The sequence below is a fragment of the Segatella intestinalis genome, from assembly GCF_029348455.1.
Lineage (GTDB): Bacteria > Bacteroidota > Bacteroidia > Bacteroidales > Bacteroidaceae > Prevotella.
This window is the reverse complement of the sequence record NZ_JARJVV010000006.1, coordinates 110,127-128,219: the sequence shown is the minus strand read 5'-3', so window position 1 is coordinate 128,219 and position 18,093 is coordinate 110,127. Positions and strand designations below refer to the sequence as shown.

At 49.2% G+C, this 18,093-nt stretch carries 16 protein-coding genes; 10 read left to right on the top strand and 6 right to left on the bottom strand.

Annotated features, from left to right (window positions below; genetic code table 11):
- Nucleotides 1–23 precede the first annotated feature (23 nt).
- Complete coding sequence (locus P3T48_RS05630; protein WP_276505952.1) at nucleotides 24–1,088, bottom strand: LacI family DNA-binding transcriptional regulator; 1,065 nt, start codon at nucleotides 1,086–1,088, stop codon at nucleotides 24–26.
- A 354-nt stretch (nucleotides 1,089–1,442) separates the two neighbouring features.
- Between P3T48_RS05630 and P3T48_RS05625 the strand changes: the two genes are divergently transcribed.
- The 6 genes from P3T48_RS05625 to P3T48_RS05600 all read left to right on the top strand — a co-directional run bounded on the left by P3T48_RS05625 (nucleotide 1,443) and on the right by P3T48_RS05600 (nucleotide 8,814).
- Nucleotides 1,443–2,465, top strand: coding sequence for a sugar kinase (locus P3T48_RS05625; protein WP_022253011.1), 1,023 nt, complete (start codon nucleotides 1,443–1,445; stop codon nucleotides 2,463–2,465).
- A 62-nt stretch (nucleotides 2,466–2,527) separates the two neighbouring features.
- On the top strand, nucleotides 2,528–3,199 hold the full coding sequence (locus P3T48_RS05620; protein WP_022253012.1) for a bifunctional 4-hydroxy-2-oxoglutarate aldolase/2-dehydro-3-deoxy-phosphogluconate aldolase: 672 nt from the start codon (nucleotides 2,528–2,530) through the stop codon (nucleotides 3,197–3,199).
- 72 nt (nucleotides 3,200–3,271) lie between these two features.
- Entirely contained in the window at nucleotides 3,272–6,757 is a 3,486-nt protein-coding gene (locus tag P3T48_RS05615; RefSeq protein WP_276505951.1) for a sensor histidine kinase, read from the top strand.
- A gap of 56 nt (nucleotides 6,758–6,813) precedes the next feature.
- Nucleotides 6,814–7,539: a DUF5932 domain-containing protein gene (locus P3T48_RS05610; protein WP_158462802.1), complete on the top strand. Its 726-nt coding sequence runs from the start codon at nucleotides 6,814–6,816 to the stop codon at nucleotides 7,537–7,539.
- On the top strand, nucleotides 7,529–8,122 hold the full coding sequence (locus P3T48_RS05605) for an AbgT family transporter (protein ID WP_276505950.1): 594 nt from the start codon (nucleotides 7,529–7,531) through the stop codon (nucleotides 8,120–8,122). Before P3T48_RS05610 ends, P3T48_RS05605 begins: the two co-directional genes overlap by 11 nt.
- A 323-nt stretch (nucleotides 8,123–8,445) precedes the next feature.
- Nucleotides 8,446–8,814 (top strand): MmcQ/YjbR family DNA-binding protein, encoded by a 369-nt coding sequence (locus P3T48_RS05600; RefSeq protein WP_217757940.1) that lies wholly within the window; start codon nucleotides 8,446–8,448, stop codon nucleotides 8,812–8,814.
- Nucleotides 8,815–9,057: 243 nt separating this feature from the next.
- Here the strand turns inward: P3T48_RS05600 and P3T48_RS05595 are convergent, their stop codons facing one another.
- Nucleotides 9,058–9,414 carry a PD-(D/E)XK nuclease domain-containing protein gene (locus P3T48_RS05595; RefSeq protein ID WP_276505949.1) on the bottom strand — a complete coding sequence of 119 codons (357 nt, stop codon included), beginning with the start codon at nucleotides 9,412–9,414 and terminating at the stop codon, nucleotides 9,058–9,060.
- A gap of 113 nt (nucleotides 9,415–9,527) precedes the next feature.
- On the opposite strand from P3T48_RS05595, the gene P3T48_RS05590 reads away from it, so the two are divergent.
- Nucleotides 9,528–11,318: a 1-deoxy-D-xylulose-5-phosphate synthase gene (locus tag P3T48_RS05590; RefSeq protein WP_276505948.1), complete on the top strand. Its 1,791-nt coding sequence runs from the start codon at nucleotides 9,528–9,530 to the stop codon at nucleotides 11,316–11,318.
- 120 nt (nucleotides 11,319–11,438) lie between these two features.
- Here the strand turns inward: P3T48_RS05590 and P3T48_RS05585 are convergent, their stop codons facing one another.
- Nucleotides 11,439–12,017 carry a hypothetical protein gene (locus P3T48_RS05585; RefSeq protein WP_276505947.1) on the bottom strand — a complete coding sequence of 193 codons (579 nt, stop codon included), beginning with the start codon at nucleotides 12,015–12,017 and terminating at the stop codon, nucleotides 11,439–11,441.
- A gap of 298 nt (nucleotides 12,018–12,315) precedes the next feature.
- A complete protein-coding gene (locus tag P3T48_RS05580) occupies nucleotides 12,316–12,771 on the bottom strand; it encodes a cupin domain-containing protein (RefSeq protein WP_276505946.1) in 456 nt (151 codons plus the stop codon).
- 275 nt (nucleotides 12,772–13,046) lie between these two features.
- On the opposite strand from P3T48_RS05580, the gene P3T48_RS05575 reads away from it, so the two are divergent.
- Complete coding sequence (locus tag P3T48_RS05575; protein WP_276505945.1) at nucleotides 13,047–13,412, top strand: winged helix-turn-helix transcriptional regulator; 366 nt, start codon at nucleotides 13,047–13,049, stop codon at nucleotides 13,410–13,412.
- Nucleotides 13,413–13,703: 291 nt separating this feature from the next.
- On the opposite strand, the gene P3T48_RS05570 is transcribed toward P3T48_RS05575, so the two are convergent.
- Nucleotides 13,704–14,660: a D-2-hydroxyacid dehydrogenase gene (locus P3T48_RS05570; RefSeq protein WP_276505944.1), complete on the bottom strand. Its 957-nt coding sequence runs from the start codon at nucleotides 14,658–14,660 to the stop codon at nucleotides 13,704–13,706.
- Between the two features lie 92 nt (nucleotides 14,661–14,752).
- Nucleotides 14,753–16,234, bottom strand: coding sequence for a proline--tRNA ligase (gene proS, locus P3T48_RS05565; protein ID WP_158464071.1), 1,482 nt, complete (start codon nucleotides 16,232–16,234; stop codon nucleotides 14,753–14,755).
- Between the two features lie 356 nt (nucleotides 16,235–16,590).
- Here proS and P3T48_RS05560 point away from each other — a divergent pair, with 356 nt between their 5' ends.
- Nucleotides 16,591–17,286: a YiaD family glycine zipper/OmpA-like lipoprotein gene (locus P3T48_RS05560; RefSeq protein WP_276505943.1), complete on the top strand. Its 696-nt coding sequence runs from the start codon at nucleotides 16,591–16,593 to the stop codon at nucleotides 17,284–17,286.
- 67 nt (nucleotides 17,287–17,353) lie between these two features.
- Nucleotides 17,354–18,082 carry a monofunctional biosynthetic peptidoglycan transglycosylase gene (gene mtgA / locus P3T48_RS05555; RefSeq protein ID WP_276505942.1) on the top strand — a complete coding sequence of 243 codons (729 nt, stop codon included), beginning with the start codon at nucleotides 17,354–17,356 and terminating at the stop codon, nucleotides 18,080–18,082.
- Nucleotides 18,083–18,093: the final 11 nt, after the last annotated feature.

Below are 18,093 nucleotides of genomic sequence, written 5' to 3'. Positions count from 1 at the left end.
TTATTTCGTATGTGAGGGAGTTCTTAGAGTTGAGTTCTGCGGTAGAAGTCCACGTTTTCCTTCATTAGAAGCTCGATGGGCATGTAGTTTACCGGAGTAACTTTCTTTTTCAGCACGATGGCCTGGAAGAGAGTATCGATGCACGCATAGCCTTGCATGTAGGCATGCTGGGCGATGAGGAAAGATATGCTTCCCTCGCGCAGGCAGCGGGCGTTCTTCTCTACCATATCGTAACCCATGATCTGGATGTTGCGTCGGTTGGTCTTCAGCAGAAAGTCGCCCACGATGTGTGCCTTGGATGTCAGGGTGATGCAATGGTGTACCTGTGGGTTGGAAGAGAAGAACTTCTCCAGCATTTTATTGTATTCGGCACGAGTTCCGTTGAGTGGCAGGTCGAGGTCGGTAACCTTCACGTTAGGGTAGTGGTCGTGCATGTAGTGCAGAAATCCCACTTCTCGGTTGTCCTGCTGCTTACTCATCACGCGTCCGTCCTTCGTCTGTCGCATGAGCATGATTTCCGTCTCCCTGCAGGCAATCATCATCAGCATCTTGGCTGCAAAATATCCGCTGCAGAAAGAGTCCTGTCCGTAGAACGACAGGGGCTTGAGGTCGGGCATGTAGGAGTCGAGAAGAATGAAGGGAATGTTCTGCTCGTGCAATTGGTCGGTGAACTCTCGTGTGACATCGAGTGAAGATGGAACGACAACGACACCTTCGGGCTTAGCCTGTATGATCTCGTTGGCTTTCTCACGGAACGACTCATCGCTGGAGCGTTCGAAGAAACTGATTTCCACGTCGATGTGGAAGTCTCGCCTGGTGTCCTCGCATTTTCGTGCCCCTTCTTCTATCTCCTCCCAGTAAGCCTCCGACTCGTGCTTTGGCAGCAGCATGTAGAAGGTGTACTGCTTGTTGTAAGCCAGTGCGCTGGCGTACATATTGGGCTGGTAGTTCATCTCCTTGAGAGCCTGTTCTACCTTCTTGCGGGCTGGTTCCGAAACATTGGGGCGATCATGTAAGACCCGGTCTACGGTACCTACAGAAACGCCAGCTTTTTCAGCAATGTCTTTGATTCTGATTTTTTCGGCCATTCTCTTTCTTCTTGTTTGTTTTGTTAGCGGCTCGCGCGTACCTTAATATATTTATGTAGGATTGTGCGAAGCCACAATGTGGATAGTTCTTCTTATTCGTATATTGTGTTGTGTGCGACCACAACAAGTTATTTTTGGGGCAAATTTACAATAAAAAATCGAATTGTGCGAATGCACAGCGTGTTTTTTGCTATAAAAACAAAAAAAAAGTCGTTTTTATTTCTTTATTCAAGAAAAAAGGCTTATTTTTGCCCCAAGAAACTTCATCATAGAAGAAATGAAATCAAGAAATTCCTTATAGGCGAAATAAATTCAAGTAATAACAAACAATAAATTAAAAACTATCAAACAACAATGGCAAAAATTGTAACATTAGGTGAGATTATGCTTCGTTTGTCACCCGAAGGCAACGATCGCTTCATTCAGAGTGAGTCATTCCGCATCATCCCTGGCGGTGGTGAGGCTAATGTGGCTGTCAGCGTAGCCAACTATGGTCATGATGCTTACTTCGTATCTAAGTTGCCAAAGCACGAGATTGGTCAGATCGCCCTGAACGCTCTTCGTCGTTATGGCGTAAATACCGACTTCATTGCCCGTGGCGGTGAGCGTGTTGGTCTTTACTATGCAGAGACAGGTGCTTCTATGCGTCCTTCTAAGGTTATCTACGACCGTGCCCACAGTTCAATCGCCGAGGCTGATCCATCTGATTTCGATTTTGATAAAATCATGGAGGGTGCTCAGTGGTTCCACTGGAGCGGCATTACTCCTGCCATCAGCGATAAGGCTGCCGAGTTGACCAAGTTGGCTTGCGAGGCTGCCAAGCGTCATGGTGTGACAGTATCTGTAGACCTCAACTTCCGCAAGAAGCTCTGGACTTCAGAGAAGGCCATCTCTGTCATGCGTCCTTTGATGCAGTATGTTGACGTTTGCATCGGTAACGAGGAGGATGCTCAGCTTTGTCTTGGCTTTAAACCAGATGCTGACGTAGAGGGCGGTAAGACCGACGCCGAGGGTTACTATGGTATTTTCCAGGGCATGATGAAGGAGTTCGGTTTCAAGTATGTAGTTTCTACATTGCGTGAGTCACTCTCTGCTACCCGCAACGGCTGGAAGGCTCTTATCTACAACGGCAAGGAGTTCTATCAGAGCAAGCACTACGACATCAACCCAATCATCGACCGTGTAGGTGGTGGTGACTCATTCTCAGGTGGTTTGATTCACGGTTTGCTGACCAAGCCAAATCAGGCTGAGGCTCTCGAGTTTGCTGTAGCAGCTTCTGCTTTGAAGCATACTATCCCTGGCGATTTCAACCTGGTTTCTGCTGACGAGGTAGAGAGTCTGGCTGGTGGTAACGCCAATGGCCGTGTACAGCGATAATTTCTGAACTTGCTAAAGTTCAACTAAACATTAAATAATAAACAATAAACATTATATAGATAATGGCAAAGTTTAGCAAAATGCAGGTCATGGCAGCCATGAAAGAGACTGGTATGGTTCCTGTATTCTTCAACAAGGATATTGAGATTTGTAAGAACGTCATCAAGGCTTGCTACGAGGGTGGTGTTCGTGTATTCGAGTTTACTAACCGTGGTGACTTCGCTCACGAGATTTTTGGCGAATTGGTGAAGTGGTCCGACAAAGAGTGCCCAGAGATGATTCTCGGTGCTGGTACTGTAGTTGATGCAGGTACAGCTTCTTTGTACCTCCAGTTGGGTGCCAACTTCATCGTAGGTCCTAACTTCAACCCAGAGATTGCTCCTGTCTGCAACCGTCGCTTGGTTCCTTATTCACCTGGTTGTGGTTCTGTAACCGAGATCAACAATGCTCAGGCAGCAGGTTGCGACGTAACCAAGGTATTCCCAGCAGGCAACGTAGGTGGTCCTTCATTCGTTAAGAACGTGATGGCACCTTTGCGCTGGAGCAACATCATGGTAACAGGTGCTGTAGAGCCAACCGAGGAGAACCTTACTCCCTGGATCAAGGCCGGTGTTCTCTGTGTAGGTATGGGTTCTAAGCTCTTCCCTAAGGAGACCGTAGCTGCTGGCGACTGGGCTGCTATTACAGCAAAGTGCCAGGAGGCTTTGGGGTACATCGCAAAGGCTCGCGCTTAATATGCGTGTATAATATTGGAGATTCGTAGAGTCACATATTATCGTTTATACAATAGCGCTATCACCTTTCTGATGATAGCGCTGTTTTTCTTTTCAGCTTGTTCGCCGTCGCATAAGGGCGAAGTAGATGAGCTGAATTCTCTTTCTTATGCTTATCATTACCGTAATCTCGATTCTGCCAAGGTTCTGGCACATAGGGCTTTGAGGCTTGCCGATGACTATCCTGCAGGTTACGCTGAGGCGCACAACAACCTGGCTTTCGTAGCCATAGCCAAGATGGATTACGAGCAGGCTCGCCGACATTTGCTAGAGGTGGAACAGCGCAGCGACAACCAGATAGAGATTCTTGTTGCCCACGTACAGAACATGCGCCTTTGCCAGCGCGAGTCGCGCAATAAGGATTTCTATGCTTATCGTGAGAAAGCGATGCGCCTGCTCCGCCGTATTGGTGAGGAAGCCGACAATCTGCCTCCGCGCGAACGTAAGCGTGCCCTTTATGCCCATTCCGAGTTAGACATCGTTGCCGCTACCTATTTCTATTATGTAGGTCAGGAGGAACCCATGTTGCAGGCTCTAAACGATATTGATGCTGAAGCCTTGGAGGCAGATACGGCTCAGTATCTCAACTATTTATACAATATTGGCGCTGGAGGAGCCATCGTCAGCGGAACAGCTGAGGAAATCGGACAGGGCGAGTTCGACTACCTGATGCGATGCTTTATGCTGGCCTGTTCAGGAACCCCTTATCCCTATTGGCAGGCTAATGCTTTGCAGGCCCTTAGCGAGCATCTGCAGAGTCCCAGTCTGCGCAGTTACCTGATTCGCAACAACAGTCCTTCCATTAAGTATCTTAATATTGACCAGGTGCCCGACAGCTTATTGGCAGGCAACCTGGCCCAGATGGCGCTCAATCTGTTCTCGTCTTACGGCGATGTTTATCAGACAGCCGGAGCTTACCGAACACTGGCAGAATGCTACTGGGCCATAGACGACTACCGTTCGGCAGAAGACTGTCTCAACCATGCGCTCAACGACAATAAGCGCATCAAGGCAGCACCCGACTTGGTGGCCTCCATTGCTGAGCGCCTCTGTCTGGTCTATTCTGCCATCGACGACAAGCCACACAGCGATTTTTACCGCAACATGTATCTCGACCTGCAGGAGCGAACCCGACAGGACAAGCAGTTGGAAGCCCGTGCAGCCGTGCTCGACAACAATGCTGTGCTGCTCAACTGGATGATAGCATCCGTGATAGGAATGATCGTTCTTGTGGTGTTCCTGCTCTATCTCTTCGACAGGATGCGCCGCAGGAATGTGCACCGTGGCTCTATCACCAAACTGCTTAAACCCTTACAGCAATGGAAGGATAGCAATGCTCAGCACATCAGTGAGTTGAACGACAGGAAGGAGGATATAGAGGAGAAACTGCAAATGACGCTCTTCCACGTGAGGGACAACAAGAAACGCCATTTGGAGCAACGTGCCAAGGTGGCATTGGTCAACAGCATAACGCCCTTCATCGACCGCATGATTCACGAGGTGGACTGCCTGAAACACCGCGACGAACCCGACTCGGTGAAGAAGGATAGGTACCAGTACATCTCAGAGCTGACTGCCAAAATCAACCAGTACAACGAGGTGCTTACCCGGTGGATCCAGATGCGGCAGGGAACTCTTAATCTCCGTATTACGAGTTTTGCGTTGCAGCCCCTGTTCGACATTGTGCTGAAGGGCAAGATGAATTTCGACATGAAGGGCGTGGAACTGGTTGTAGAGCCCACCGAGGCAGTGGTGAAGGCCGACCGTACGCTGACGCTTTTCATGATTAACACCATGGCCGACAATGCCCGCAAGTTCACCCCTCAGGGTGGCCGTGTGATGGTGAGCGCCTCGATAGCTGATGCTTATGTGGAAATCTGCATTACAGACACGGGAGTAGGCATGGACGATAAGCAGTTGGAGCACGTCTTCGACCGCACTTATACAGGTGGTCATGGTTTCGGACTTCTCAACTGCAAGGGTATTATAGAGAAATACAAGAAGGTGAGCAGCATCTTCTCAGTGTGTTCGATTTTTGCCGAGAGCGAGTTGGGCAAGGGCAGCCGCTTTGTCTTCCGCCTGCCCCGGGGAATAGGCGGTCGGTTGAAGTCGCTTTCCGTAGGACTCGTAGGTCTGGTGGGCTTGATGGCGATGACGTGCCTGCCGCAGCAGGTTGTTGCCCAAAATACACTCCGCCATCAGCGCGACAATGCTGCCAACCATCGTCTCCCGCTCAATCTGCAGCGTGCCGACGTCTTTGCCGATTCGGCTTATTTCTGCAACATCAACGGCGAGTACGAGCGCACCCTCCAGTATGCTGACTCAGCCCGCAGTTACCTCAACCGCCATTACCTGTCGCTTCATCCTGGCGGCAAGGTGCTGATGACAGCCAGTCCGAGCGACGTTCTCCCAGCCGAATTGTTGTGGTACAAGGACAGTCTGCCCACTAATTATTATGTTATTCTCGACCTGCGTAATGAGAGCGCCGTGGCTGCTCTTGCCCTACACAAGTGGGACCTCTATCGCAGCAATAACAAGGTCTACACCCAGCTCTACCGCGAGATGGGAGCTGACTCTACGCTGCCAGCCTATGTGCGCACCATGCAGCTGTCGGAGAACTCGAAGACGGTGGCCATCGTGCTGCTCATCCTCCTTCTGCTGCAGTTGCCTTTGGCTTACTATTTGCTCTATTATCGCCATGTACTGACCTTCCGTTTCGCCGTGGAGAAGGTGAATGAAATCAACCGCATCCTGCTGAGTGACGCTACCGACGAGGTGAAGTTGCAGCGCATCAGGCAGACGTGGAACAAGCGGGGAGTGAGGCTTCATGGACTGAATGCCCAGTTGGGCGATGTAGTTGACCAGATAGAGCAGGCGCTCCAGGAGAGTATGCGGCGTACAGCAGTCGAGACCTACGACATGGAGATGACAGAAGACGAGTTGCATAAAGCGGAGTATGAGAATGGGCGTCTGCACGTGTCGTGCTCTGTGCTCGACAACTGCCTTTCCACGTTGAAGCATGAGACGATGTATTATCCTTCGCGCATCCGTCAGCTCGTAGAGAACGATCCTTCCGATGTGCAGTCGCTTCATGAGTTGGTGGACTATTATAAGTCGCTCTACACCATGCTCAGTGCCCAGGCGATGGAGCAGGTGGAGCTGAATGTGAAGAACGACAAGTTCCTTCGCCAGTATCTTTTCGACCTTCTCACCTCGGGAGCAGGAAAAGTGGAAGTCAGGGTAGAGGACTTGCCCGATTCGCCTTATGCTGTCTGCCGGGTAGAGATGCAGGAAGTGGATTACGATGAGCAGCTTCACCATCGGCTCTTCACTCCTCTGACTCACGACATGAAGTACCTGCTTTGCCGGCAGATTGTTCGCGAAATAGGCGAAGTGACCAATCTGCGTGGTTGCGGAATCTCAGCCAGGTCGAGTGCAGCAGGCAAGCTCATGATCGAAATCGTGCTGCCCAAGAGTATGGCTCAGGAGAATCTTCAGGAGTTATTTCCTAGAAGTTGAATCCTGTCCCCATTGAAAACTTCTCAAAAAAGATAAAAAAGTAAAACAATAATAATATGGAACCATTTAAAGTAATCATTGTCGAAGATGTACCCTTGGAGCTGAAAGGCACAGAGGGAATCTTCAAAAACGAAATCCCTGAAGCTGAGATTATAGGAACGGCTGAAAGCGAAACCAGTTACTGGCGCCTCATCAAGCAGCAGGTGCCCGACCTTGTGCTGCTCGATCTTGGACTGGGCGGTTCCACCACCATTGGTGTGGAGATCTGCCGTCAGACCAAGGAGACTTATCCTGCCCTGAAGGTGCTTATTTTCACAGGCGAGATTCTGAACGAGAAGCTGTGGGTCGATGTGCTCGATGCAGGTTGCGACGGTATTATCCTGAAGAGTGGCGAGCTGCTGACGCGTGGCGATGTGGCGAGTTGCATGAGCGGCAAGAAAATGGTGTTCAACCAGCCTATCCTTCAGAAGATAGTAGACCGCTTTAAGCGAAGTGTCAACAGCCAGCTAATGCGCCAGGAGGCTTTGGTCAACTACGAGATTGACGAGTACGACGAGCGTTTCCTGCGCCATTTGGCGCTGGGCTACACCAAGGAGCAGATTACGGGTCTGCGCGGAATGCCTTTCGGCGTGAAGAGCTTAGAGAAGCGTCAGAACGAGTTGGTTCAGAAACTCTTCCCTGACGGCAACAAGGGTATTGGCATTAATGCCACCCGATTAGTGGTGAGGGCTTTGGAACTTCACATTCTGGACGTAGACAATCTGAAGGCAGATGAGGATTAATAAGTTGATGGCATGGGTGGCGCTGCTGCTCGGAGTGGGGCAGGTGGTGCTTATTCTGACGTCGTGGCTTCTTACAGCTGCGATGCCTGAGAGTTTTCCGCGCTCCCTGCTTAGCGCCGAGGGTATCCGTTGGTTTTTCGGTCGCTTTGTGGGCAATGTGGAGTCGCCCTTGCTGGTGTGGCTTCTGCTTTTCTCTTTCATGCTTGGAGCCCTGCAGCACAGCGGCATTCTGCATTACCGATCCTCCGAGTACCGCCAGCGCATCGCCATGCGTTTGGCTCTCTTCGAGGGCATTTTCTTTTTGCTGTTGATATTGGCGCTTGTGCTGGTTCCTCACGCCATCCTGCTCAATGTGATGGGGGGCCTCTTGCCCAGCAGTTTCTCTGCCAGTATCGTGCCTTACTGTTGTTTTTCCCTGATGGTGATGAGTGTCAGTTTCGGTGTGATGAGCGACCGGATGAAGGGCGTCGCCTCCGTCTACGAGGCTCTTGTCTCGGGCGTTGGCAAGATGGGCGGTTTGCTGCTCATCTATGTCATTGGTGCCCAGCTCTACCACAGCATTATCTTCCTCTTCTCAGCCTGATAAGATAAGAGAGTGATTTTAATATGACGGAATTTTAGCGAGCCGCATGCTGTTTTTTGTGTGCAGTATGCAGTAGTCTTGTCTAAAATGTTTATCTTTGCGGCAGCATGTTGATAAATATTAAAAACTCTTTCGCAAATGGGGAAGTTAAAGAATTTAAAGAAGTTAAGAATTTAAAGGAGTCAAGACAAATGCTTTATGGCTCAGTATACAGCCAAAAAGGCTGTTGGCAATAACTTCTAACGACCGAATGGAGTAATAACTTTTTTTACTTCTATAACTTCCGTACATTCGAAACTTCAGTTAAAAATCAGAAAAGTAGTATGAACATAGAATCAATTCGAGAGTATTGCCTCTCACTCCCCCTCGCAACAGAGGCTTTCCCATTTGATGAGCGGACCTTGGCGTTTCGCATCTTCGATAAGATTTTTGCTTGTGTAGATTTGGAGCGTCCGGAATGGGTTACGATGAAGTGTAATGCCGATTACGCCGTCGAACTCCGGGAGGAGCATTCCGAGATAGAAGGTGCCTGGCATTGGAACAAGAAGTATTGGAACCAGGTGAATCTCTATGGTTCGCTGGAAGATGATTTCATCCTGGGATTGATTCGCCACAGCTATTCCGAAGTGGTGAAGAAGCTCAAGAAACAGGTGCGGATGGAGCATCCGGAAATCATGGAAGTGAAGGAATAAACAAATGATGAAAAAAGGAAAAAGAAGACTCTGAATTAGCAATAAGAAATGCTGATTCAGAGTCTTCTTGTTAATATATAATTCCTAATTTTTTTAGTCTTGATTGAATCGCTCCTTTCGAACGCTCCATGATTTCTGCTATTTCTTTTATAGTTTTTCCTTCATTATAAAAGTTTATCAGAATATCATCTGCTACTTTTTCCCATGGGAGATAGGCGTTTCCATGTTCTTTTCTTTTTTCTTCTAATGTATATGCTTTTTAGGTGTTTGGGGTGTAGGAACTTTATCCAGAACCCTGTATTCCCAATCTTCAATCGTTCTGGTTTCGGTACTGAAACTGATACCTATCTTTACGAGTCTTCTGTTGTCAGCCTCGAAAGAAACCATGTAGCCTTTTTCGTCTATCTGGGCGAGGACTTCCTTGGCAGGCTTGTTGATTTTTATCTCGAAGACGAAGATGGTGTGGGGCGAGAACTTGGTGATACCCGTGATGAAGGCGAATCTGATGTATTCATCATTTGCCTTGATTGGGGCATAAAATTCCTGTATGACGGTTCTGATTTCTGCTAGCCTGTCCTCATAATAGGGAAAATCATTCATTTTTTCTGTAGTTTGGGTAATGCGTGTTTTCGGGAATCTTCGTATCTTTGCACTCGGAAATGATGATCATCATATAATCATAACTATAAGTACAAAAAATAAGTATAAAAAATATGTATATTGAGAAAATAAAGTCGCCAGCCGACTTGAAGAAGCTGGATTTGAAGGAGTTGCAGGTGGTGGCTGATGAAACCAGACAAGCTGTGCTGAACCGTGTGAGCAAGCATGGCGGTCATGTGGGGCCGAACCTGGGATTCGTGGAGGCTACCGTGGCGCTTCACTACGTTTTTAATGCGCCAAAGGATAAGCTCGTGTTTGACGTAAGCCACCAATGCTATCCGCATAAGGTGCTCACCGGACGAGCTGCGGGATTCCTCGGCGATGTGGATGACATGAATGCCATTTCGGGCTATTCTTCTCCTGCCGAATGTCCGGAGTATGACAATTTCGAGGTGGGGCATACTTCCACTTCCGTGAGTCTTGCCACCGGTTTGCAGAAGGCGCGCGACGTCAAGGGAACCGATGAGAACATCATCGCCATTATCGGCGACGGATCCCTTTCGGGCGGCGAGGCTTTTGAGGGACTGGATGAGGCTTCGGAACTCGGCACGGGCATCATCATCGTGGTGAACGACAACGAAATGTCTATCGCCGAAAATCATGGCGGAATCTATAAGAACCTGCGTGCCTTGCGCCAGAGTAACGGCACCTGCGAGCACAACTGGTTCAAGGCGTGGGGCTTTGAATACAAGTACCTGGAAGAGGGTAACGACATCGAAAAACTCATCCAGGTTTTCGAGAGCGTGAAGGGTACGGATAAGCCTACCGTGGTTCACATTCATACAGAGAAAGGGCATGGTTTTGCGCCAGCCGTAGCCAACAAGGAGGCTTGGCATTGGGGAATGCCTTTCAACCTGGAAGATGGCAGCCGACCAAGAAGAAATGCCGATGGAACTCTTCCGGAGGTTGCTCCAACAGAGGATTACGGTACATTATTCTCTGACTGGATGCTGGGCGAGATGAAGCAGGATAAGACCCTCATCGCCGTAACCGCCGGTACTCCTGCCGCAGGCGGATTTACTGCCGATAAGCGCCAACTGGCTGGCAAGCAACACATCGATATGGGAATCGCCGAAGAGCAGGCAGTAGCCATGATTTCGGGAATGGCGAAGGGCGGATTGCATCCGGTTTGGACCGTTTACAGCACCTTTATCCAGCGTACCTACGACCAGATAGCGCAAGACCTCTGCATCAATTCCAATCCTGCCGTAATCAACGTGGTAGGAGGCGGAGTGAACTCGATGAACGACATCACCCACATCTGCCTTTTCGATATTCCGATGCTCTGCAGCATTCCGGGGCTCATCTATCTGGCTCCAACCACCTGCGAGGAGTATTTCGCCATGCTTCGCTGGAGCATTCTGCAGGACAAGAAGCCTATCGCCATCCGCGTGCCAAGTAATGGCGTGGTTCATACTTCTGAAACCGTTGATGCTGAGTATGGTTACGAGGCAAAGTACAAGGTGATGCACCAGGGCGAGAAGGTGGCAGTCATCGCCGCCGGTTCGTTCTATCAGAAGGGCGAGAATGTAGTCCGCCTGTTGGCTGATAAGGGTATCGATGCAACGCTCATCAATCCTCGTTATCTAAATGAGGTGGATGCCGAGACGCTGGATAGCCTGAAGGCAAACCATCAGTTGGTGGTAACCTTAGAGGATGGATCGAAGGATGGCGGCTTCGGAGAGCGCATCGCCTCTTACTATGGCACTTCAGAAATGAAGGTGATGGTGGGCGGCATCAGGAAGGGACTCTACGACAGATACGATGTGAAGAAGTTGCTTTCGGATAATCGCCTGCTCGATGAGCAGATTGTGGAAGACGTTTTGTCAGTAATTAATGATTAGTTATTAGTTAGTCGGCATAGTTAGTTTTTATTTAACGAGAAATCCAAGCCGGAGAATCATCTCCAGCTTGGATTTCTTCTGTTTTATCATCGAATGTTTGTCTAAATCTCAATCATTATCTCAATCATCATCATCGTCATTATCGTCATCATCATCATCCCAATCTCTGTCGTGCTTCCATTTCTTCTTGTCGTGCTTCCACTTCTTCTTGTCGTGCTTGTGATGCTTGTGATGCTTGCCTGGCTTTCCTGGTCCGTAAGTTTCATGGGTTCCGCCTGGCCATCCCGGTCTTCCGTAGTTGCACTCAGGGCAATGGCGGCGCTTGTCGTGTCCCCAGTTATGCTTTGGATACTTGGTGTAAATATGGTGAACATACACATGGTTCTCCCAGCCGATAGGGCGATAGAAATAGTAAGAGTCCTTGAATCTCTTCCATTGTCTGGCGGTCATCATGCGCTTGAGCTGCTTGTTGCGATAATGCCAGCCGTAGGCATCGATGTCGCGATAGCTTCGGATGCCGTCCAGATAGGTGAAGTTGATGTTCAGGAGATTGTTGCGCTGGGCTTTGCTCAATCCCAGTTCCACCACCATTTTGTCTGTGATAAAACGAGCTTCTGCCTGAATGTTCGTCAGTCTCTGAGCATTCATAGATGTTATCATCATCCATGCCGCTACGATTGTCATCATGATTCGTTTCATAACTATCTTCTTTTTAAAGGGTTATTACTGTATTTATTTTAATTGAAGAAGCTACTTGTAGCCGCTATCAACTTTTTGATGATGCAAAGAAAGTGCAAATGAGCACAATGAAAACTTGCTTTCAAATTGTCGAGTGCAGCCTTTCTTCTAACGTAGTGCAAAGATAGATAGAATAGCAGAAAAAAGCAAGGGGAAAACCATAAACCATCGTATGATTTTCCCTAAAAGCATCGGGGAGATTCCCTAACCGATTGATTTTCAAGAACTAACAGATTGCGTTATCTGTCGTGACGCTTCATTACCACTCAACCTTTTCGTCCAGGATAACGCCATCAGCAGCAATCGTATCATCGGCAGTAAAGGTTTCGCCACGATACTGCACGCAGAGCATCAGCAGCGGCTCTGTGTCATTGTTGCGAACAGAGCGCTTGCCGGCAGGAGCCACTCTTACCACGCTTCCCTCCTGAATGGGGAATACCTCGCCATCAACCTGGAACTCGCCCTTGCCACTCAGGAAGAAATACAGTTCCTCGTGGTTCTTGTGAGTATGAAGGAAGCCAGTCTCTGTGCCAGGAGCAAAACTTTGGAATGAGAACTCGCCACCAGTAGCGTTCACGCTCTGACCTCCGAATATCTTTCCGGGAATCTTAATCTCAGGACCCAACTGCAAGGTGTAATCCTTGATATCACTCATTTTACCAAAATCAACGGCTGTAAAGTTGGCAGCCTTTGCAATAGTCTTTGTTTCTTTCATCTTGTTCAATTATTTAAATGTTCATACTTTTGGATTGCGGTGCAAAGGTACTACAAAAAAAACGTTCCCGCAAGAAGGCACTTTGGGGTGGGATAGTTACCCGGAGGTAACTATTGCGATGGAATGGGAGGAAGAAAAATCAGGCGTTAACTCAGATTAACTTTGGATATTTGGTTACTATTGGAATATTGGTTACTTTTGTAGCCTATTGCAGATAATAAGGTAGTTACTGCGACTGAAAAGAAAAAGTATATTATTAGGTAAGAATAGAGATTATGTCAAGAATGATAAAGGAAATGGTCTTCCAGGATTGTCCGATTCGCAATGTACTGGCTCGCATTAGTGACAAATGGTCATTGCTCGTTATTTACACGCTGAATGTCCACAAGGAGGAGCCGCTTCGCTTCAACGCCCTCCGCAAGCTCATCCCCGATATTTCGCAAAAGATGCTCACCAGCACCTTGAAGGCCCTGGAGACGGATGGCTATGTAAACAGAAAAGTGTATGCCGAGGTTCCCCCAAGAGTGGAGTATTCACTTACCTCTCGAGCAGAATCTCTGATTCCTATCATGAATGATCTGATAGGATGGGCGAGCGACAATATGGTTGCGATTTTGAAGGATAGAACTAAAGCTGTATAAGGATTTTGTAGATTCAAAATATTTTGTTTAGCATACAGAATATTTGTCTTTTAGAATACCCTGACTACTCCATTTCTGACTCAGTATAAACAAAAAAGTGGAGCTATCCGTGAGGACAGTTCCACTTTTTTTGTTTATATTGAACTTAACTCCCATAACTACTCAGCACCCTATTGAAAACTTTGAATAGTAAAGGCTCTAAATGAAAGCGGCTTCGATAGTCAATGAAGCCTATTTCATAGAGCAATGAAAGCGGCTTCGTAAGCAGTTGAAGCCTATTCCTCCTGAGTCTTATTTGTTCACCACGTTGATGGGGTGTCCTTCGATGAATGCCTTGACGTTGGCAGCCACTTGCTTGTTGAGACGGGTGCGGGCTTCGAGCGTTGCCCATGCGATGTGGGGAGTGATGAAGGCGTTGGGCTCACGGAACAGGGGATTGTCCTGACGGGGTGGCTCCTGACTCATCACGTCGGCACCATAGGCGGCAAGCCTTCCCTCGTGAAGCGCCTTTGCCACAGCCTCCTCGTCGACCAGCGGACCGCGGCCGGTATTGATGAGGATGGCAGATGGCTTCATCTTCTTGATGCTCTCATCGTTGATGAGATGATAAGTGTCGTCGTTGAGAGGGCAGTGGAGCGAGAGAATGTCGGAAGTAGCCAGCAGTCCGTCACGGCTTACCTTGGTAATCCATTCGGGTAGGTCGGTGGCGTTCTTGCTGGTGCAGGCGCATACGTTCATTCCCATGTCGCGTGCGATGGTGGCCACCTTTATACCAATGTTGCCCAATCCCATGATGCCCATCTTCTTGCCTGCCAGTTCCATGAGGGGAGTGTCCCAGTAGCAGAAGTCTTTGTTGTAGGTCCAACGGTCGTTGCGGTTTTCCTGCGTGTAATGTTCCACACGGTTGGTAATGGCGAGGATGAGGGCGAAGGTCATCTGCGCCACGCTGTCGGTGCTGTAGGCAGGAATGTTGGTTACGACAATGCCGCGTTCTTTGGCTGCCTGGATGTCGACCACGTTGAAGCCTGTGGCCTGTACGCCGATGTATTTGAGTCGGGGCAACTGTGCGATGGTCTCTGCATCCATCTGTACTTTGTTGATGAGGATGATGTCGGCGTCTTTGGCACGTTCCACCTTTTCGGCATCGGATGTGCGGGGGTAGACAGTCACATCACCCAGTTGCTTGAGTGCATCCCAGTTGAGGTCGCCTGGATTTGAGGCGTAGCCATCCATGATAACAATATTCATAAGCTTGACAAAAATGAAAGAAGTTAAAGAAGCATTGCAGAGCTTCTTTAACTTCTGTATGGTTAAAAAAACGTTTTACGAATCTACTATGTTTAGTAGCTACGAGCGATGATGACACGAGCCACGGCAGGCTTGCCGCTTACCATGTCGACACCAGGAGTCTGCTCGTAGGCGAAAGGCACGCAACGGATAGTGGCCTGAGTCTCCTCCTTGATCTTAGCCTCGGTCTCGGCAGTACCGTCCCAATGGCAGAGGAAGAAGCCGCCGTCCTTGACACGCTCCTTGAACTCCTCGTAGTTGTCGCACTCGTAGACATGAGCGTCGCGATAGCTGCGTGCTTTCTCGAAGATGTTGTGCTGAATGTCGTCGAGCATTTCCTTCACGCGCTCCACGATACCGTCGAAGCTGACAGACTCTTTCTCCAAGGTGTCACGACGCATGATCTCGATGGTGTTGTTCTCCAGGTCGCGGCCACCCATGACGAGGCGTACAGGAACACCCTTGAGCTCGTAGTCGGCAAACTTGAAGCCAGGACGCTTGTTGTCGGAGTCGTCGTACTTCACGCTGATGCCCAACTCGCGCAGCTGGTCGATGACGGGCTGCAGCTTGGCTGTGATCTGCTGCAACTGCTCATCGCCCTTGTTGATAGGAATGATGACCACCTGTACAGGAGCCAGCTTTGGAGGCAGTACGAGACCGTTGTCGTCGCTGTGGACCATGATGAGCGCACCCATCAGACGGGTAGAGACGCCCCATGAAGTAGCCCATACGTACTCGGGCTTGTTCTCCTTATTAAGATAGGTGACGTCGAAACTCTTGGCGAAGTTCTGACCCAGGAAGTGGGAAGTACCGCTCTGAAGGGCCTTGCCGTCCTGCATCATTGCCTCGATGGTGTAAGTGTTGAGGGCACCGGCGAAGCGCTCGGTCTCGCTCTTCACACCCTGGAGAACAGGGACGCCCATGTAGTTCTCGGCGAAGTCGGCGTAGACCTTCAGCATCTCCTGAGCCTTGGCCTCAGCCTCTTCCTTCGTGGCGTGGGCTGTGTGACCTTCCTGCCAGAGGAACTCTGAGGTGCGGAGGAAAGGACGGGTACGCATTTCCCAGCGCATCACGTTGCACCACTGGTTGCAAAGGATAGGGAGGTCGCGCCATGAATGGATCCAGTTTTTGTAGGTGTTCCAGATGATGGTCTCGGAAGTAGGACGGATGATCAGCTCTTCGTCGAGCTTGGCTGCTGGGTCGACGTCAACGCTCTTGCCGTCTTCCGAAGCCTTGAGACGATAGTGTGTCACCACGGCGCACTCCTTGGCGAAGCCTGCCACGTGCTCAGCCTCACGCGAGAAGAAACTCTTGGGGATGAGCATAGGGAAATATGCGTTCTGTACACCTGTCTTCTTAAACATCTTGTCGAGCTCTTGCTGCATCTTCTCCCAGATGGCGTAGCCGTATGGTTTGATGATCATACAACCGCGTACTGGAGACAGTTCAGCGAGGTCGGCTTTCATTACCAAGTCGTTATACCACTGGCTGTAGTTCTCAGCACGCTTGGTCAAATTCTTTAGTTCTTTAGCCATATTTATTTTTAGTTTATGTATTTTATTTTCGAATGTTATCTTTTTCAGGAGTTAAGGGAGTTAAAGAGTTATCGCTCCCTTCGGTCGCTGAGGAGTTAAGACAAATGCCATGAGGTTTTAATTTCAAGTCCACAAAAGCTGTTGTCTTAACTCCTTTAACTCCTTAGAAAATCTCCCGAGAAACAAGAGTTTTAGGGATTCCCTCCCACTATAGTAGGAGTTTTCCCTTGGCTCTTTTTGCAAATAGCCTTAAATTTGCATGCAAAATTACAAAAAAATATTAGAAAAGACTCCATGTTGGAGAAAAAAGAGTTATCTTTGCATTTAAATTAACGAAATATATAGGAGAAAAGAGTATGAAAAAGATGAAATTTCAGGTAGCAGCCCTTTCTATGCTGCTGGTTTTGGGTAGTTGTCAGACTAAGACGGGCACGGGTGCAGCCATAGGTGCTGGTTCGGGTGCGGCTCTGGGAGCTATCGTTGGTGGACTGCTCAACAACAGTCATCGTGGAACCGGTGCCCTCGTGGGTGCTGCCATTGGTGCTGCTGTAGGTGGTGGAGCCGGAACTCTGATTGGCAAACACATGGACAAGGTGGCTGAGCAGGCCAAGCAGGTGGAGAACGCCAAGGTGGAGCAGGTGACCGACGCCAACGGACTGGCTGCTGTCAAGGTGACCTTTGATTCAGGAATCCTTTTCAAGATCAATAAGTTCGACCTCAACGCCAACGCCAAGAACGACCTTGCCAAGTTCTCTCAGGTATTGAAGAACAATACTGATTGCCAGGTTGACATCCAGGGTTATACTGACTCAACTGGTAACGACGGAATCAACCTGCCTCTGAGTGAGAACCGTGCCAAGGCTGTTTACAATTATCTCACCTCTTGTGGTGTGAAGGCAAGCCAGTTCAAGAACGTGGCTGGTTACGGCTCAAGCAACCCTGTAGGCGACAACAGCACCAAGGCTGGTCAGCAGGCCAACCGCCGTGTGGAGGTTTACCTCTATGCAAGCCAGGCCATGGTTGACAAGGCCAACAACGGTACTTTGAACTAATGAACTGAATCCAACGGGCCGTGGACGCATTCTTTGTGCTCCCCGGTCCACATGAGTAATCATTACGATGATTCTAAAGAAAATAAAGAAAATATTGAAATGGGTGGTGGTGCTGTTTTTCAGTACCACCATTCTTGCTGTTGTGGCCTATCGTTTCATCCCGGTCTACATCACGCCCCTGATGGTGATAAGGTGCTTTCAGCAAGTGGCTGAGGGCGAGAGTGTTACCCTGCATCATCATTGGGTTTCGATGGACAAGATTTCGCCCCACATGCCCGTGGCGGTCATGGCAAGCGAGGACTCCCGTTTTCTGAAACATCATGGTTTCGACTTCAACGCCATAGAGAATGCAGCCCGCAACAATGCCCGTGGCGGAAAGGTGCATGGAGCCAGTACCATCAGTCAGCAGACGGCAAAGAATGTCTTCCTGTGGCCCGGTCGCTCGTGGACCCGAAAGGGATTCGAGGCTTACTTCACCTTCATCATAGAGATGATGTGGAGCAAGCAGCGCATCATGGAGGTTTACCTCAACAGCATCGAGATGGGCGACGGTATTTATGGTGTGGACGCTGTGGCTGAATACCATTTCGACAAGGAGGCGAACGACCTCTTCCGTAGTGAGTGCGCCCTGATTGCCGCCACTCTCCCCAATCCCCGCAAGTTCAACTCGGAGCATCCCAGCCGCTACATGCGCAAGCGACAGAGGCAGATAGAGCACGAAATGCGCTTCATTCCCGCCTTTCCGAAGGAGGGAGAAGACCTTGACCCCAATACTGCTGTGGGAGGATATAAATAATGAGTAGTAAA

Excerpts from the sequence above, each read along its gene's own strand:
- P3T48_RS05630 (WP_276505952.1), bottom strand. The coding sequence starts at position 1,088 with ATGGCCGAAAAAATCAGAATCAAAGACATTGCTGAAAAAGCTGGCGTT.
- P3T48_RS05625 (WP_022253011.1), top strand. The coding sequence starts at position 1,443 with ATGGCAAAAATTGTAACATTAGGTGAGATTATGCTTCGTTTGTCACCC.
- P3T48_RS05620 (WP_022253012.1), top strand. The coding sequence starts at position 2,528 with ATGGCAAAGTTTAGCAAAATGCAGGTCATGGCAGCCATGAAAGAGACT.
- P3T48_RS05615 (WP_276505951.1), top strand. The coding sequence starts at position 3,272 with ATGATAGCGCTGTTTTTCTTTTCAGCTTGTTCGCCGTCGCATAAGGGC.
- P3T48_RS05610 (WP_158462802.1), top strand. The coding sequence starts at position 6,814 with ATGGAACCATTTAAAGTAATCATTGTCGAAGATGTACCCTTGGAGCTG.
- P3T48_RS05605 (WP_276505950.1), top strand. The coding sequence starts at position 7,529 with ATGAGGATTAATAAGTTGATGGCATGGGTGGCGCTGCTGCTCGGAGTG.
- P3T48_RS05600 (WP_217757940.1), top strand. The coding sequence starts at position 8,446 with ATGAACATAGAATCAATTCGAGAGTATTGCCTCTCACTCCCCCTCGCA.
- P3T48_RS05595 (WP_276505949.1), bottom strand. The coding sequence starts at position 9,414 with ATGAATGATTTTCCCTATTATGAGGACAGGCTAGCAGAAATCAGAACC.
- P3T48_RS05590 (WP_276505948.1), top strand. The coding sequence starts at position 9,528 with ATGTATATTGAGAAAATAAAGTCGCCAGCCGACTTGAAGAAGCTGGAT.
- P3T48_RS05585 (WP_276505947.1), bottom strand. The coding sequence starts at position 12,017 with ATGAAACGAATCATGATGACAATCGTAGCGGCATGGATGATGATAACA.
- P3T48_RS05580 (WP_276505946.1), bottom strand. The coding sequence starts at position 12,771 with ATGAAAGAAACAAAGACTATTGCAAAGGCTGCCAACTTTACAGCCGTT.
- P3T48_RS05575 (WP_276505945.1), top strand. The coding sequence starts at position 13,047 with ATGTCAAGAATGATAAAGGAAATGGTCTTCCAGGATTGTCCGATTCGC.
- P3T48_RS05570 (WP_276505944.1), bottom strand. The coding sequence starts at position 14,660 with ATGAATATTGTTATCATGGATGGCTACGCCTCAAATCCAGGCGACCTC.
- proS (WP_158464071.1), bottom strand. The coding sequence starts at position 16,234 with ATGGCTAAAGAACTAAAGAATTTGACCAAGCGTGCTGAGAACTACAGC.
- P3T48_RS05560 (WP_276505943.1), top strand. The coding sequence starts at position 16,591 with ATGAAAAAGATGAAATTTCAGGTAGCAGCCCTTTCTATGCTGCTGGTT.
- mtgA (WP_276505942.1), top strand. The coding sequence starts at position 17,354 with ATGATTCTAAAGAAAATAAAGAAAATATTGAAATGGGTGGTGGTGCTG.